Below are 16,177 nucleotides of genomic sequence, written 5' to 3'. Positions count from 1 at the left end.
AACAAACCTTATACCTAAACGGTCTCCGAATCATACAAAAAAATACCTGAAAAGGATTCCAAGTAGGTCATCTTTACCAGAGGTGCTAATGCCTTTTCCAATAATCCATAAGAAAAAGCTGCCTTAAAACAGCTCCGATCTTCAGCTAACGCACCCGTTAGTTGATTAAGGATTAATTAAAACTTAATATTTAATAATTCTTTCATTTCAAGAAGAACATCAGTATGTTTTTCTTTTGATAAATACATCATTATCTGTTCTGCTCTATTTGCTTCTTGCTTCTTTCCGTTCGGTTCTTGAAACATAATCCTTCCATCACTAAAAAAATTCATAGTGTACACTTTGTTATCCATGGTTTCTTTATCGGATAATATAAAAATGTAATTCCCTTTTTTATTTAATTCTTTACTCTTCTCCAATAACTCCTTATTAGGAGGTTGCACAACTTCCATTTTGTTCACTTTTTCTATAAAAGCTTGTATTTCATTAATATCTGTAATGACCTTTGAAGTTGAATCGGAAGCTACCCCTTTCTCATCAACACTTTGCACTAATAAGGTTGTATATTCATCTATATTAGGTATTTCTAAAATTCCACTTTTCGTTTTTGTAGTATCTAAACTACAAGCATTTAAGAATACTATCATTAAAGTACAAAAAGAAAACATCTTGAAAAATCTCAAATTTCATCCCTCCATTTCTTCCTTCTACATTATATGGAAATTGGAAAATTATCCATGATTATTAAACTATCCTGCCCCTTTAGTTCCGTAAGAAAAAGGTTGCCGCAGCAACCTCCCTTATTGAAGTAAAGCACCTGTTAGCTCAATAAGAGGTACTCCAACATTTTATCCAATGAACAGAGATGGAGACCTTTGTATAATAGAATTGGAAGTTTTACTAATGGATGATGGATCGTTAATTAGTGGAGAAGGGAGTCTGACTGCTTTATAAGTGGGTGCCAGCTAGGTCGCCAGCTTCACCATTCGTGGTAGGTCCTACCAATGGTGATACTCCTTTCTGAACTTGTATTATTTTATCAGCAAGTTTGTCCCTTTCGGAAAAGCTCTCCTACGAATAAATTAAATTAAGTAAAAACTAGTTTTTTACTTAAAAAAATATTTTAGAAAGGAGAGGGATTTTTATGCATAGATTGAAAATAAGAAAAGACTTTCTATATATTGGTGACGGCAGCGACGACACCGTGAAAACTTTTGATGCAGAAACAGGGAGGTTTCTTGGCAGTTTTGTCGCACCAGGCAGCAACGGTCTGCACGGTCCTCGAGGGCTTCTCTTCGACCATGTGGGCAATCTCCTTGTAACCAACCAAAACGTCGGCCAACCCCAGAATGGCAACGTATTGAAATTCAATGGACAGACCGGGGCGTTTCTGGGCGAACTTGTCCAATCCAACGCACCAGGCGCCCCGTTCGCACCACGGGGCATCGTCCTCTCGAAACAAAATATCCTGTTTGTGGCGGACATGGGTGACGTAGACCTTCCGGGAGAACTGCGGAAGTATAATGGCACCACTGGGGTGTTTCTTGGCAACCTCAACCACTCTGGCTTCAGCGGGCAGTTCCATCCCCGTGCTGTGGTCATCGGTCCAGACCACTTGCTTTATGTCTCAGTACGCAACATTCCACAGCCGGAAGGCGGATCGGTGCTGCGCTTCAACCCGAAGACAGGGGAGTTCCTTGGAGTGTTCATTGAGAGCAACACCGTCAACGACCTCAACCGTCCTGAAGGTTTGGTCTTCGGTCCCGACGGCAACCTCTATATCACCAGTTTTAGAAGGGACGCGAGTGACACGGACAAAATTCTGATCTTCGACGGCGATACGGGCAAGTTTCTCGACAAGATTGATCTCGATGTCGTCGGACACCCGCGCGCCTTTGCGCAGGCACTCCTGTTCGGACCGGACGGAAAACTGTTTGTCCCCATTACAGGCGACGGACCTGACACAGGTTCGGTGCGGCGCTACAGCGTCCATCATCATCATAAGACATTCGATGTGTTTGTGCCTTCTCATTCAGCGGGAGGTCCATTAGGGGAGCCGTGGTATCTGACGTTTGGCAATACGAACCCCGCGACACTGGATTACCGGCGCGACTGGGATGATGATACGTGCGAATCATCAGACGAAAGCAATTAAGCTTGGCCGCAAGCATCTTCGCCAAATCAGTAACAGTGGTATTGTATAATAAGACCCTATACAAAAAGGTCAACCAGAAATATGATACACCTTTTTTATATAGCATACTTCATTGCGAAATGTTAACGGTACCCCTTCATTAATTAAACGGAAAACTCTAGAATGTTTTCGATTTTTACTTTCCCTGGTAGGTTTGGTATCAAGTTATTACCACGAAAAAATGAATTCTATCAATCAGAAAATATTAACATATTGTCCCGTATTTCTCGAATGGTTGTCTTACCCCTGTAAGGGGATCTAGAAATGAATACTTTATCCAAATCCAATTAACATAATTCATCTTATAGGAAATAAAATACGAAAGCCCTTTTTTCTTCTATTAAGGGCTTTTTCTTATTCATATAAGTGTACTTTTACGAACGTTAGCAACAATGCTATATAACGCCCATTTCGTAAATTTTATACGCTAAGGGAGTTCCAACCTAAAAAGTCGATCTCCTCTACGTTAAGGAATCGACTTTTTTACTTCTTCTTATAGAACGAACGCACCCGTTAGTTGCATAAGACTTACTGAAGCGCTGACGCAAATGAGACGGTATGAAAATTAATTATATGAGTTCGATCCGCTTTGTTTCTTATGTTGGGATAAGCGATAAAGGCCACTAATGAGGTAGTACAGAAAGAAGTAACCAAAAAGAATAATGGTAGGTACTATATTGGTGAAGATATTTATGAAAATATAACCTAAAATGAGAAAAGTTAAAGAAACTATAAAATTAAATTTATAACCTTTATTACTATTCAATAAAACCACCCCTAACTAATTTTACCATTAAAACACTTTTTTAGAAATAATCCACACAATTCGAAGAGACTATTCTTGTTGAACTACCCTGCCCCTTTAGTTCCATAAGAAAATGAACTGCAAAAGCAACTCCCTTATTAAAGTAAAGCACATTATGGGGTTAGTATAGTTTCATGGACACATTATAGTTAGGTCCTTTATAGTCCGTCGGCTCGATTTGTATAAAACATTTTTATCCGTAATTAGGTTAAATAGCTTTTCTGATTAGCCAGTTTTGATAAAGAAAATAAAAATAACTAATAAAATACAAACCAATTAAAAAGAAAAAAGACACCTTATTCATATAACCTAGCAATGCTAAAAATAATAAACCAATACCAAATAAAATGGACATAAAATCAAAGGCTTTAGACTTTGCAAATTGATTGATTTTTATATTACGCTCATCATTTTCTTCAATCTCTTGTGCTTTAGTTTTAAATCTTTCACTTGAAATAGATGTTACTCCAGAAAAGGTGAGAAAGACCCCAGTAAAAATAATAGCTATGGAAACTAGATCCGGACGGATAAATATGGAACGAATCTCATTTGCCACGGGAAAAGTTACGAATATTCCAAATGATATTAAGACAATTCCACTGAAGGTTAAAATCCAAAGTGCCTTATTTTTCATTATTTATTTCCTCCTCGTAGATAAAAATTTCTTCAATGCTTAAATTAAAATAACGTGCAATCTTAAAAGCTAGAATTATTGAAGGGTTATATCGCCCTTTTTCTAAAGACCCAATCGTTTGTCTAGATACCTCTAAGGCTGCGGCAAGTTCCTCCTGTTTAACTCCATGCTGTTTTCGGATTATTTCTAGCTTATTTTTCAACTAACCACCTCTAATACGGAAAGTAAACTTTCCATAAAATTAACACAAAAAGGTATATATGTAAAGTTTGCTTTCCATAAAAAAACAAATAACATAATCACTCTTAAAGGAACCAATCAAAACTAAAACCCCTTGTCGGCCAAGGGGTTTTCTCATCTTAGAAATAATCGTTTATGCCGTAGCTTTGAAACAAAGTTTAATCATTTTTGTGTTCCTAAATGAACTAACGCACCCGCTAGTTCATTTAGGAACACTTTATTTAACTAAACTCAAATTCATTTAATATTTCCTCTGAACCATCTACTTTAATAGTCATAATTTTTTTAATCCATTGTTTTACCGGTAAAATACCAAAAACGATTATTACCCTTTACTTCAATGATTTCTGCTTCATCATTTCCGACAAGGACCTTTGAAATTGAGGGGTCTGATATTGCCCCAGAATAAATGTATGGAGCTGTATCCATTACTGACCACTTTTGAGGTGTCTCCCATTCTGTACCTCTTGTTTTTCGCCATTCCCATTTCCTATCTATTTTCTCCATGTAAGCTATGTATATCTTTTTATTGTCTTCGGCATCGTAATGGCCATTTCATTTAATTCTCGACGGTTCCCGCAAACAAAAGCAAATGTTTTTCACTAATCCACCTTTTTTATTTTCTTCATGTGTTTTTATTCATATTGATTCAGTATAAAGTTTATTAGTTGAACCAAAACTGTTGGACTTGTTGAAGATGTTGTTGAGCCTGTTCAAGTTGCTGCTGTGCCTGATGGAATTGTTGTAGGTTTGCATTAGCTTGAGCAGTTTGAAAAACCCGTTGTGCTTGTTGAGCCGCAATGATAGCTTGCTGATATTGTTGTTTATGTGTCATTTTATAAGTCCTCCTTTACGGTTTCACCATTCTTGCGAAAGTTTAAACTTCTAGTCATGTTTATTAACAAAAATTTTGAGAATATTCAAAGACAGGGGAGTGTAAAGATACTGGTTATAATACATGTGATGTATGACATCTAAAAAATAAATCATAATGGGAACGACGCTTTTATCTTTTATTCAGCTGATTAGAAGAATCCTTCCGACCTAGAAAGATCCCTTCTAACAGCTAGAGATAGCGATTTTTTTTTCTGTTCTTGTAAACTATTTCAAACTAAGTTGCTTGATAAGAACCATTTCATCATTGGAGGAGTAACAATCGTTGTAACCAATATCACAACTACAATAACAGCAAACATATCTTGAGTGAGCAAATTAGCTTCTAAGCCAATTGCAGCAATAATGAGTGCCACTTCTCCCCTGGAAACCATTGCTGAACCTATCCCTAATGAACTATTCCAATTAAACCCAGACAGTTTTGCACCAGCTGACGCACCAATCAACTTTGTTAGTATCGCTACTATACTTAAAGATATAATTAGTCCTAAATTTTCGCTAATTATCAGAAAACTGGGCAGTAACACCAATAGACGTAAAGAATACAGGAACAAATACCGAATAACTAATTGTTTCAACTTTTTCAATTACTTCGTGTTTAAAGTTTGTTACGCTAATGGCTACACCGGCTATATAAGCCCCAATAATTGTAGCAACTCCCGTGTATTCTGCTAGGTAAGCAAAAACAAAACAGATAATTAATGCAGATGAAATTACGGTTTCAGTTACTTTTAATGATGAAAATCTATTCAAGAACCAAGGAACTACTTTCCAGCCTACAAGAATGGCTCCGGCAAAGAATAATACCTTCTTCAATACAACCATTGATAAATTAACATCGCCCCCAGCCAAACTCATAAGGAATGCCAATGCAATAATAACTAAGACGTCATCTATTACTGCTGCCCCTAAGATTGTTGTCCCTTCACGGGTTTGTAATTTGTTCATCTCTTTAAGAGCTTGCACAGAGATACTGACACTGGTAGCGGAAAGCAATAAACCTAAGAACATGGATTGCATTGATGTAAGATTTAACGTCATTCGCGCGAAATAACCCAAAATCAAGGGAACAACTATACCACCAAGTCCGACAAATGTTGATGCTTTTCCAGTTCGTTTAAATTCATCAATATCTGTTTCCAACCCCGCAATAAACATAAGCAATATAACTCCTATTTGACTAAATTCCGCTAAAGTTTCTGTCTCATGGATTAGTCCTAAAACAGATGGTCCAATAACAATTCCAATCAGTAGTTTACCAAGGACAGAAGGTTGCCCCAATCTCACATTTTAGCTTCCTGCTATTTTGGCTGCAACTAAAATTATGGCTAACTGAACTATTAACATCTAAAGATCACCTCATATGATTTATTATTTGATGAAAAGTAAAAAAATACACTAAAAGCCTGTCGCCAGGACATAATTATCCTCTGGTTCAAGGCTCATCCAGAAAAACTATTAATACTTATCTACTCAAAACTATATATGGAATTTCTTCACCCGAAATTTCCCTTTACTTCCTTTTAGGTTTTTAATCATGGCCTGTAAAAGTTGCCACCCCCGCGCATAACCAATTAACAATATGTAACATTCTCGTTTGTTCATCAAGAAAATCAACAACAGCCTACAACAAAAAAATCGCCCCTATTCACTTCGAGTAAGGGCTATTCAATTTATCATAGTCAAAAACAAAGTGAAAACTTATGGTTTTCAGATTATTCAGTTTGTTTTTCGTGCTTGTTATAGCCTTCCCTTAACTCACAATTCCTTGTGCTAAATTAGTATATTACGTATACTTATTTTGTGTAAGTACGCACTTTATAATCCTATAGTATCAATAAAATTACATAGTGTAATAAAGTATACTAATTACTGTGTCTTTGTATAATATTCCTAGAAACGTACAGGTTTTCCCCTCAGAGTAGACACTCCTTCATTAAGCTAACCGTACACCATGGCTAGAGAATTGCACCAATGCCAGGTGCATGTGAAAAAGCCAAGGTCAGCGACTATACAAAAATCGCTAACCTTGGCTTTTAATAACTGATTATAAAATGTTGTGCTTTTCTCTACCTTAATTTGATACGTGACCATATCAAGGTAAAGAAAAAGGAGAAAACATCTTTGAATAAGGAAGAAGGGATAGTTTTTCTACTTGATATCCTCTTTTCTTTTTACTTGGTCCCCAACATTATTCTCCATATAATTTTTACCCCAATTATACATCGAATCAAGAATCGGCATCAGGCTTTCTCCTTGTTCTGTCAGAGAGTATTCCACTTTGGGAGGTACAATTGGATAGACTTCGCGATGAACAATAAGATCTTCTTCCAGCTCTCGAAGCTGGTTAACGAGCATTCTTTGAGTGATGCCCGGCATAAGAGCCTTCAGTTCACCAAAACGCTTGGTCCCCTGCTTGCCTAGGTGCCATAAAACAAGCATCTTCCATTTCCCCCCAATAACAGAAAGGGTCAATTCCTTCTCACAATTGAATGTTTTATTCTGTAGCCTTGTCATTCAAACCACCTCCAAATATAAATCCTAAATCACATAGTATACTTTTTAACACTATGTAAAATTAAAGTGCGTACTTACAAAAATATTATACTTAGTATACGATACATTGTACAGTCGATATGAATTTCTTGCTGTGCAATGATTGAGTGCCAGAGGGACATACTTACTGTGCAACAAACTAAAACATACTATTAGGAGTGAAGGATAAATGGAATTACAATTGGCACTGGATTTAGTAAACATTCAAGAAGGTATTGAATTGGTTAAACAAGTGGAGGAATATGTTGATATCGTAGAAATCGGTACACCTGTGGTTATTAATGAAGGGCTTAGGGCTGTTAAAGAAATGAAAGAAGCTTTCCCTTCTTTGAAAGTATTAGCCGACCTAAAAATTATGGATGCAGCCGGTTATGAAGTGATGAAAGCATCTGAAGCTGGCGCTGATATCATCACGATTCTTGGTGCAGCTGAAGATATGTCCATCAAAGGGGCTGTTGAAGAAGCTAGAAAACAAGGCAAAAAAATCCTTGTTGATATGATCGCTGTGAAAGATCTTGAAACTCGTGCTAAAGAAGTGGATGCATTTGGCGTCGACTACATCTGTGTGCACACTGGCTACGATCTTCAAGCTGTTGGAAAAAATTCTTTTGAGGACCTTCAAACCATTAAACGTGTTGTAAAAAATGCAAAAACTGCTGTAGCAGGCGGCATAAAATTAGATACACTTCCGGAAGTCATTAAAGCACAACCTGACCTTGTCATTGTTGGTGGAGGTATCACTGGACAAGCTGATATTAAAGGGACAGCTGCCCAAATACAAAAATTAGTAAAACAAGGCTAATATCCATCATGCAGACTTCTCAATATTTAGCTGAAATCATAAAAGAGCTAAATCGTTCAGTAGACTTAATAGCTGACGAAGAAGCTGAAAAACTGGTTAATGGGATTCTTGAATCAAAGAAAGTTTTTGTAGCGGGTGCAGGAAGATCCGGGCTTATGGGTAAATCCTTTGCCATGCGAATGATGCACATGGGGATAGATGCGTATGTAATAGGTGAAACGGTCACCCCTACCTTCGAAAAAGACGACATTTTGATCATCGGAACCGGTTCAGGAGAAACAAAAAGTTTGGTTTCCATGGCTGAGAAAGCAAAAAGTATCGGTGGAACCATTGCGACTGCAACAATTTCCCCTGAATCCACCATTGGAAAATTGGCGGATATCGCAATAAAATTGCCTGGTTCACCTAAAGATCAGTCAGAAGGTGATTATCAAACAATCCAACCAATGGGCTCTCTATTTGAGCAAACTCTCTTACTTTTTTACGATGGTGTCATTTTGAGGTTCATGGATAAAAAGGGATTGGATACCAATAAAATGTATGGCCGACACGCAAATCTCGAGTAAAGAAATGATAACTAAAAAGTAAGATATAAAAAGACCGCAAGGAATTCTTCTGAATTTTCTGCGGTCTTTTTTTGGCAAAAGGGTTGGCGTAGGCTGTAATTTATATGCTTTATGCGAAATTTTAAATCGGACACTATACAACTGTAGGAAATGGATGCTGGACAACGATGTCCAAGCGTTAACCTTGATTTCATAAAAAGTTCACTGTCAAAATGCTTCATACACTATGAAGATGTGATATACCTCCCGATCGCCTACAAACTTGACAACTCGATAAAGTTCCTTTTTTCATCAAATCATATTGCTCACTATTTGTTGTACCGATGCTTAGCAATTTTCTTTTATAGAAAGTATATCCTCATTTGATTTCGCTTAATAACCCTTTGATTAAACCTTTAATTTTTGTTATTGGTGGAATTCAACATTTGTAGCGGATAATTTGTCATTCGCCAATAATTCGACCGCGAGAAAAGTGTAAGTGAAAACTTCTTGCGTTCCTACATTTTCTGGATATAAGTAAATAACCACTAGTATTGATCCTGAAACACAAATTAGTCCTACTGAATAGTTTCGTGTTTGATGAAACATAATAGGTGTAGCCTTTAAATATATTATACTTTCCCTTTTTTATAATCGCCGCGTGACTAATAAATGACTACAGTGAGGGATTTATATGTTTTGGAAAAAGAATAAAAGGCAAAACGGTGCATTTATGGAAATATCTCTAAAAACGACAGGTCAACAAGAAATTTCCATGGACCTATTAAAGCAGGTTTTAGCAAATTTGGATGATGCAGAAATCATTGAAAGACAAAATGCAAAAGATCAAAATGTCACATTCGTATACATAAGAACATTGATTGATGAGGAAAGAATGAATGAATCCATAATAGAACCTGTGATTCTCTGTACTCATGACACAATCCTTGATTGTATGTCCACTACTAAAGTCTCTGAAATTTTCACCTTAGCAGAAGCACAAAAACAATTATTAAAAGGTTCCATTATTATTTATGACGTGATTGGAAACCAATGGTTGACTGCACCTCTCAGGAATAACATAGGCCGTTCTATCGAAACGTCTGACACTGAAACGATATTATACGGAGCGAAAGACAGCTTTAGTGAGCAAATAGAAGTTAATATGACTTTAATTCGTAGGAGACTGCCATTAGCCGAATTAAAAGCAGAGAAGTTTAAAGTTGGCTCTTTAAGCGATACAACTGTTGTCCTTATGTATATGGAGGGGGTAATCAATCCTGAATTCGTTTCTGTTGCCAGGGAAAAAATCTCCAAGATTGATTTTGATTTATTTTTTGATTCGTCTCAAATTGCGGCTTTTATGGAAGATCATCAACATAGTATATTTCCACAATTTCAACAAACGGACCGTCCGGATGTTTGTGCCTATTCTTTAGGTCTCGGTAAACTGATTATCTTGGTCGACAATACACCGTTTGTATTAGTTGGCCCTGTTACATTTTTCCATCTTTTTCAATCACCTGAGGACTATATTAACCGCTGGCCAGTCGCGAGCTTTTTACGCACTATACGATATATCAGTTTTTTCTTATCTATTGCACTAATTCCCCTTTATGTAGCGTTAACTACTCATCACTATCATATGATTCCTTTGCAAATTCTTTTTGTACTAGTGGAATCAAGGAGTAAATTGCCATTCACTCCCTTCTGGGAAGCGCTGCTCATGCTTATCATTTTGGAAATTATCAAAGAAGCCAGCCTGCGAATGCCATCAAAATCCAGTCAAACACTAGGTGTAATTGCCGGAATAGTCATTGGCCAAGCTTCAGTAGAAGCAGGTTTTGCCAGTAAGGTATTGATTGTGCTGGTAGGTATTTCAACTATCGCTTCTTTTTTGGTCCCCAACTATTTAGTGACAAAAGCTAATACATTGATTCAGTTTGTTTTTCTTGTGCTTTCTTCATTTCTCGGGATAGTTGGGATCGTGCTGGGTATGATAGCAATTCTTGCCCACTTAAACGGACTTACGTCACTTAGACAACCTTATTTAGCACCGGTAGCCCCTTTCTACTGGGAGGATTGGATTGATCTTTTCATACGCGGACCGTTAACGAAGATGAAAACTAGGCCTGAGCATTTACATCCATTACAGAAATGGCGTTATGGTAAAAGGAGGTGAATTCGTGAATTCATTTTCTTTATATGATAAAACATCATCCTTCAGTGGCATTTATGTCTTTTTTTTGGTGAACCGGCTCCAAATGCTTTACTTTCTATTTATTATGCCAACAATACTAACCCACCCATATATGATTTGGGGAATTATCTTGGTAGGAATGCTTTCTCAACTCAATTTAATGGTGTTGTCAAAATGGGTATCTTCAGATCATGCTTCAAAAGGTTATCAAGGGTTTGTGCAGATTTTTGGGGACTGGTTGGTACGTTTATTTACATTTTTCGGTGTCATTCTTATGTTAGTGAAAGTAGTCGTCCTTACATTAGGTTACGTGGAAATTATCCATCAACTTGTGTTTCCATCGATGAATGCAAATTGGTTGGTTGTATTTATAATGGTGATCTGCTGTTATGTAGCATCACTAGGAATGAGTAACTCGATTCGTTTTGTAGTAATCGCCTTCCTATGTACGATATGGATGATTGTCTTATTTTATCCTTTTTTCTTTCCCGAGATTGCTTCACTACATGATCTATATCCACTAGTACCAACTGAATGGTCTAAGGAGTCTTGGAGGGGATTGTTGTTGATATGGTCGTCTTTTTCGGGACCTGAGTATATCGTCTGTTTAGTTCCCTGGCTAAAATCCAAAGAAAATTTGGTTCGATATTTCACTTATGCCAATACACTATCTGTACTGGAATATGTGCTTTTATTTATGGGCTCCTTATTCTTTTTTGGATCCGAATATTTAAGCAAAAGCAAATTTCCTGTGGCAACAATGGCTAAGTACTTACAGACACCTGTATTTGAGAGAATCGATATCATCATGATTTCTTTACAGGTTTTTAACTTAGTGTTTGCTGTGTCAATCTTTTTGTTATGTATCTATGGTGCCTATCGAATCATAAGGAAAAAATCACAAAACCAACCTACCAGAAAGGGGCTCCAATTTACTTGTTTGGTACTAATTGTAGGCCTCATTGCCACAAACAAATGGATCTGGCAGGAAGATCACCAAAGCCTTTTACTTAATCTTCAAATATGGTGTGGGTCATTTACATACTTATTGGTCCCTTCATTGCTTTTCATATCAAGTAAAAGAAAGGGGCGAATGTAGAATATGACATCCTTTAAAAAGGCTATATTGCTGGTTATAGTGAGTAGCATCTTGTGGATTACTGGTTGTTCCCCATTTGTGGAAAATAACGAGATTGAAGAAATTGCACCAGTGATTTTCTGGTCATTAGATGACGCTGGAGAAGGGAAATTAAAAGCAAGCACAGTCGTGCCTCCCTTGGTTAAAGAAAAACAACGTCTGCTCACTATGGAAGTTGAGCTACTGAAACAAGGTGGGAAAACCTTTAATTTTAAATATTACCGTGAGTTGAAAACAGGACAACTTCGGATTTTACTAATTAATGAAGAGCTTGCTAAAAAGGGAATGAAAACAATTATCGATACGGTATTTTCTGACCCCAACATATCTCAGCGTCTCTATCTCGTAATAGTAAGAGGAAACTTTGAAGAGTATATAAAAAATGAACTGCAAGACAATCAGGGAAATCCAGATTATTTCCTTTATCGTATGCTAAAACACTACGAGGAAAAACATCAAGGCGAGATGTCGATTGTAAACTTGCATCAATTTATGGAGAAACTATATGCCGTTTACTCTGACCCGATATTGCCAGTTTTTAAGGCAGAGAAAGGTAGTTTCACTTATGAGGGGACAGCGATCTTTCAAGACGACAAGCTAATTTCAACAGTTAGTCATATGGAAGATCAAATCTACCAGCTTATAGGAAATGACGACTATTTAAAATATTTGCCAATGACAAACTTATCTACTGTTTTAGGTCAAGTACGATCAAATATGAATATGGCATTAAATCAAGATTTATCAACATTGACCGTCAATGTAGAACTTACAGGTACGATAGATGAGTATCGTGGTACAAAGAATTTAAATGATCTAGCTGAAATAACGGTTTTGAAAACCGAGATTGAATCCTATTTGGAAACCAAAACAAAGGCATTTTTACAAAAGAATCAGGAGTGGAACGTTGATCCACTACAGATTGGAACTAAAACGTTCACGCCCTTCACTAAACCGATGAGTGAAGAAAAATGGTTTGAAAAATGGAGTAATATGAAAATCAATGTAAACTATCATCTCGAATTAGATCCCTTAATTGATGTCCAAGATTAACTTTGTAAAGTAAGGTGCTACTATATAACAGTTGCACTTCTATAATTCCCCTAGCAAACCATATGACGAGATTTGGAGGGCAACAAGGTTATCAAAAGACTAGGATAACCCTTTAAGTAAAGTAATTGTAATAAAAAAAGACCTTATTCAGGTCTCAATGATTGTGATTGATTTAAGTACTCTCTAATTAAAAAAACGGGAATGATCCCTTAATGTTTCCAGCGATAATCGGTTTTCATGTCTTGCTATTTTCTCTAAGACGTCTTTCAATTAAGCCCCTCCATTTCTTTACGTCCATAATTGAAACCATGAAATATTATTGGAAAACTGTAGTATTTACTGTTATATTAAGTGGATCTGTTGGATTAGAGAATGAAAATATTCTTATCATTAAATTATGGTTATGTACGGTCATTTTTAGAAACAGCTAGTTTACAACCCCCTTTATTAAAACTAAGAAATCAACCCTGGATTCGCCAAAAATAGGCCGAATCCAGGGTTGATTTTTGGGGCTAGATATTAAAAGTCCTTCCATGACTCACTTATCAAGTTCCATTTCTTTTTTCAACCGTTCCACAAAACGTTCATTGATATAAGTACGGACAAACTAGTCCTTTTTCTCCAAATCGATGTCTTTTCTAAAAAAACCCACCCTCTTAAGGCGTTGATCCTCAGGCAAGTTGGGATGCCTGGTTCGCCTCCTCTTCCAGTGAACTTTCAATCTTTCTCTGGATCACCATCGCTTGAAAGCTTTGGTTCTTTCTTTCTTCTATAGATGGTGGTTTGGGCAAGCCGTTTAGTAATAGTTCATATTGGCTTTTCAACTCTTCGACTTTTGCGGTAGCCATTTCTTCAAAAGTTTTCTTTACTTCTTCTGCTATCTGTTTTTTCAAAGTCTATTTTCGCACCAGAAACTTCGATAAGGTTGTATTTCCATTTGTTTTAAATCTAACAACTAATGTTAATATTAATCTATTGATGGAAAAATTCATCCATTCCTTAAATTTTCAGAAATGACTTTATTTAACGCCCTTTTTCTGGTTCAACTAACGGTACAGATTAGTTTCCAAATGCTCCTGCAAAGACAAAACTCTAAACTTTAACTCTTGATTTGGATCTAAGACCCCACAATTCCTCGATTGTTAACAGCTCGCATAAGCAATCTTTGAATTGGTATTAATAGTCTCAAGCTTTCTGTGTTTCTGCGGCTAAACGTCCGAACTTGCCCGAGAAATAAGTGAGTGCGTCATCATCCGTATACGCAAAATTTTCGACCTCTCCAACAAATAAGACGTGATCTCCACCGTCATATTCTTGCCACGGTGCACATTCAATAAAAGCAAGTGATTCAGCAAGGCGTGGTGTATGATCGCCTTCAATCCATGTGAAAGGTTCTTCTTCTTTTGGACGTCCTGCAAAATGCATGGCCACATCTTCTTGACAAGACTTTAGAATATTAATCGTGAACGCATTATTTTTCATATGCTCGAACGCTTTCGTTTTCCGGTCGACAGAGACCAATACGAGTGGTGGATCTAGTGATACCGAAGTAAATGAGTTCGCTGTCAGTCCGTGATGACCACTTTCAGTTCTGCATGTCACAACCGTGACGCCAGTTGCAAATCGTCCCATACAATTCCTATACTCTCTAGCATCCATATGTAAATCCTCCTTCTGTAAATTCTTATTGTGTACTATTTAAAGAATACGGCTCCCTACCAAGTAAATAGTATGCTTGCTCGGCTTGTTGATGCTGTAATAAATTACGAATCCGTGTCGATGATATAACCTCTCCTGCTGCGCAAGTGACGACAGGATGCTGAAATGCATTGAAAGCCTTGTCCAAATCTTCAATAGAACCACTTTTCCCTTTGCCGAAGTGGAAACCAGGTCCGACCCACACTTCTTTTGGGTTTATTCGACTCAGTTCATCGATGAAGTCCTGTGCACTTCTCGCTGCGTAAGCTTGATCAAACGAAGCGAAAACTGTATAGGAAACGCCTAGCTCTTCAAGAAATTTCTTCTTTTCGGGTAACGATGTAAGCATCGATTGGTTTTGAAAACAGACTTTAGGCGGTGGATCAAATGTATAAACCACAAGCGGAACGCCATAAGAATTTGCCTGTGCTTTTGCTTTACTAATCAAAGCTTGATGTCCTCGGTGAATGCCATCAAAAGCACCAATCGTGACTACAGAATGTTCAAGTTCAAGTTGATTACTTTGGAATGATCTCATTTAAAGTACCCTCACTGTTCGTTATGATTTTATTTACTAGGTGTCATGAAATGGTAGGTATCCTTTGAGCAAATGAAGCAGAACCGGCACTACCTTTTTCATAGTGCCGTCTATATCCACTTATTGGGATGCTTCGTCTAGCTATTTATCTAATTAATTACTTTGTGTTTATTAAAACTTTGCAAGGGCGCAATGAAAATTCAAGTGATCCTTCTGTGTAATAGTCTTTTTTGTCTAATTTAATGACTAAAGAATCGCGTACACCATCAGCTACGTCTGTCTCTAGCCATTCGTCACCGTCAAAGAAAACTTGTGTAATGAGCAATCCATGACCTTCTGCATCAATGATGAAGTGAAGATGTGCAGGACGGTTTGCGAGCCAATATGCGTTACAAATTCACCAGTCGGTCCGCCCATTGGAATTTGATAAGAAGTTGGAATAATTGTTTTAACCGTAAAGTTCCATTGTATTCAGGAATACAATCTGCAAAATGTGAATAAAATCCTCTTCATCAGCATGCCACATACGAATATGCGTATTCCCTAAAGGCGTACCATCTAATGATTTGATTTTCCCTGTAAAGAGGAATACTTCGCCTTTTTCATTAGTGCGTAGTATAAGGCTCCGTTAGTACTGGTCCATCTTCGATATAGTAAGGTCGCCGTACATGCCGCGCAATACGTGTGTTTCGTAAAATACATCTCCAAACAATGGAGTTTCTCTAGATTGTCCTAGTCTATCAAACCAAAGGCAAAACTCACGGTACTCTGCATGTGTAAAATTCTTTTCCGCAATCAGTTCTTTCGTTTTTAATAAACCTTCAAAAATGTCGATTACTCTTTCATTAGCCATTTATATTACAGCCCATTTTTTTGTTTT

At 37.1% G+C, this 16,177-nt stretch carries 17 protein-coding genes and 1 pseudogene; 6 read left to right on the top strand and 12 right to left on the bottom strand.

The window, feature by feature from the left end:
* Positions 1-176 precede the first annotated feature (176 nt).
* Positions 177-683: a hypothetical protein gene (locus NYE63_RS11635; protein ID WP_342605231.1), complete on the bottom strand. Its 507-nt coding sequence runs from the start codon at positions 681-683 to the stop codon at positions 177-179.
* Between the two features lie 461 nt (positions 684-1,144).
* Here NYE63_RS11635 and NYE63_RS11630 point away from each other — a divergent pair, with 461 nt between their 5' ends.
* Positions 1,145-2,155, top strand: a complete 1,011-nt coding sequence (locus tag NYE63_RS11630) for a hypothetical protein (RefSeq protein ID WP_342605230.1) — start codon at positions 1,145-1,147, stop codon at positions 2,153-2,155.
* A 1,052-nt stretch (positions 2,156-3,207) separates the two neighbouring features.
* Here NYE63_RS11630 and NYE63_RS11625 read toward each other — a convergent pair.
* From NYE63_RS11625 to NYE63_RS11600, 6 genes and pseudogenes are all read right to left on the bottom strand, one after another.
* Positions 3,208-3,633, bottom strand: coding sequence for a hypothetical protein (locus NYE63_RS11625; protein WP_342605183.1), 426 nt, complete (start codon positions 3,631-3,633; stop codon positions 3,208-3,210).
* Positions 3,623-3,835: a helix-turn-helix transcriptional regulator gene (locus NYE63_RS11620; protein ID WP_342605229.1), complete on the bottom strand. Its 213-nt coding sequence runs from the start codon at positions 3,833-3,835 to the stop codon at positions 3,623-3,625. Before NYE63_RS11620 ends, NYE63_RS11625 begins: the two co-directional genes overlap by 11 nt.
* Positions 3,836-4,158: 323 nt before the next feature.
* A complete protein-coding gene (locus NYE63_RS11615; RefSeq protein WP_342605228.1) occupies positions 4,159-4,302 on the bottom strand; it encodes a hypothetical protein in 144 nt (47 codons plus the stop codon).
* Between the two features lie 235 nt (positions 4,303-4,537).
* Positions 4,538-4,708, bottom strand: coding sequence for a hypothetical protein (locus NYE63_RS11610; RefSeq protein ID WP_342605227.1), 171 nt, complete (start codon positions 4,706-4,708; stop codon positions 4,538-4,540).
* A 271-nt stretch (positions 4,709-4,979) separates the two neighbouring features.
* Positions 4,980-6,054, bottom strand: a pseudogene (locus NYE63_RS11605) (cation:proton antiporter).
* Between the two features lie 864 nt (positions 6,055-6,918).
* Complete coding sequence (locus NYE63_RS11600) at positions 6,919-7,284, bottom strand: winged helix-turn-helix transcriptional regulator (RefSeq protein WP_095394856.1); 366 nt, start codon at positions 7,282-7,284, stop codon at positions 6,919-6,921.
* Between the two features lie 208 nt (positions 7,285-7,492).
* Between NYE63_RS11600 and hxlA the strand changes: the two genes are divergently transcribed.
* The 5 genes from hxlA (at position 7,493) to NYE63_RS11575 (ending at position 13,061) form a co-directional block, all read left to right on the top strand.
* Entirely contained in the window at positions 7,493-8,125 is a 633-nt protein-coding gene (gene hxlA / locus NYE63_RS11595) for a 3-hexulose-6-phosphate synthase (protein WP_098371994.1), read from the top strand.
* An 8-nt stretch (positions 8,126-8,133) separates the two neighbouring features.
* Positions 8,134-8,691, top strand: coding sequence for a 6-phospho-3-hexuloisomerase (gene hxlB / locus NYE63_RS11590; protein ID WP_342605226.1), 558 nt, complete (start codon positions 8,134-8,136; stop codon positions 8,689-8,691).
* Between the two features lie 673 nt (positions 8,692-9,364).
* A complete protein-coding gene (locus NYE63_RS11585) occupies positions 9,365-10,852 on the top strand; it encodes a spore germination protein (RefSeq protein ID WP_342605225.1) in 1,488 nt (495 codons plus the stop codon).
* A 4-nt stretch (positions 10,853-10,856) separates the two neighbouring features.
* Positions 10,857-11,969, top strand: coding sequence for a GerAB/ArcD/ProY family transporter (locus NYE63_RS11580; protein ID WP_342605224.1), 1,113 nt, complete (start codon positions 10,857-10,859; stop codon positions 11,967-11,969).
* A 3-nt stretch (positions 11,970-11,972) separates the two neighbouring features.
* Positions 11,973-13,061 carry a Ger(x)C family spore germination C-terminal domain-containing protein gene (locus NYE63_RS11575; RefSeq protein ID WP_342605223.1) on the top strand — a complete coding sequence of 363 codons (1,089 nt, stop codon included), beginning with the start codon at positions 11,973-11,975 and terminating at the stop codon, positions 13,059-13,061.
* 671 nt (positions 13,062-13,732) lie between these two features.
* Here NYE63_RS11575 and NYE63_RS11570 read toward each other — a convergent pair.
* From NYE63_RS11570 to NYE63_RS11550, 5 genes are all read right to left on the bottom strand, one after another.
* The gene (locus NYE63_RS11570; protein WP_342605222.1) at positions 13,733-13,954 is read right to left on the bottom strand and encodes a hypothetical protein; all 222 of its coding nucleotides are present in this window, start codon (positions 13,952-13,954) and stop codon (positions 13,733-13,735) included.
* 292 nt (positions 13,955-14,246) lie between these two features.
* Positions 14,247-14,720 (bottom strand): flavin reductase family protein, encoded by a 474-nt coding sequence (locus NYE63_RS11565; RefSeq protein WP_342605221.1) that lies wholly within the window; start codon positions 14,718-14,720, stop codon positions 14,247-14,249.
* 25 nt (positions 14,721-14,745) lie between these two features.
* On the bottom strand, positions 14,746-15,297 hold the full coding sequence (locus NYE63_RS11560; protein WP_342605220.1) for an FAD synthetase family protein: 552 nt from the start codon (positions 15,295-15,297) through the stop codon (positions 14,746-14,748).
* 157 nt (positions 15,298-15,454) lie between these two features.
* On the bottom strand, positions 15,455-15,643 hold the full coding sequence (locus tag NYE63_RS11555) for a hypothetical protein (protein ID WP_342605738.1): 189 nt from the start codon (positions 15,641-15,643) through the stop codon (positions 15,455-15,457).
* Between the two features lie 282 nt (positions 15,644-15,925).
* The gene (locus NYE63_RS11550; RefSeq protein WP_342605219.1) at positions 15,926-16,150 is read right to left on the bottom strand and encodes a hypothetical protein; all 225 of its coding nucleotides are present in this window, start codon (positions 16,148-16,150) and stop codon (positions 15,926-15,928) included.
* Positions 16,151-16,177 lie beyond the last annotated feature (27 nt).

The sequence above is a fragment of the Peribacillus sp. FSL E2-0159 genome (assembly GCF_038643155.1).
GTDB classification, from domain to species: Bacteria; Bacillota; Bacilli; order Bacillales; family DSM-1321; genus Peribacillus; species Peribacillus simplex.
Note: the sequence above shows the minus strand (reverse complement) of the source record. Positions and strands in the feature narration are given on the sequence as shown.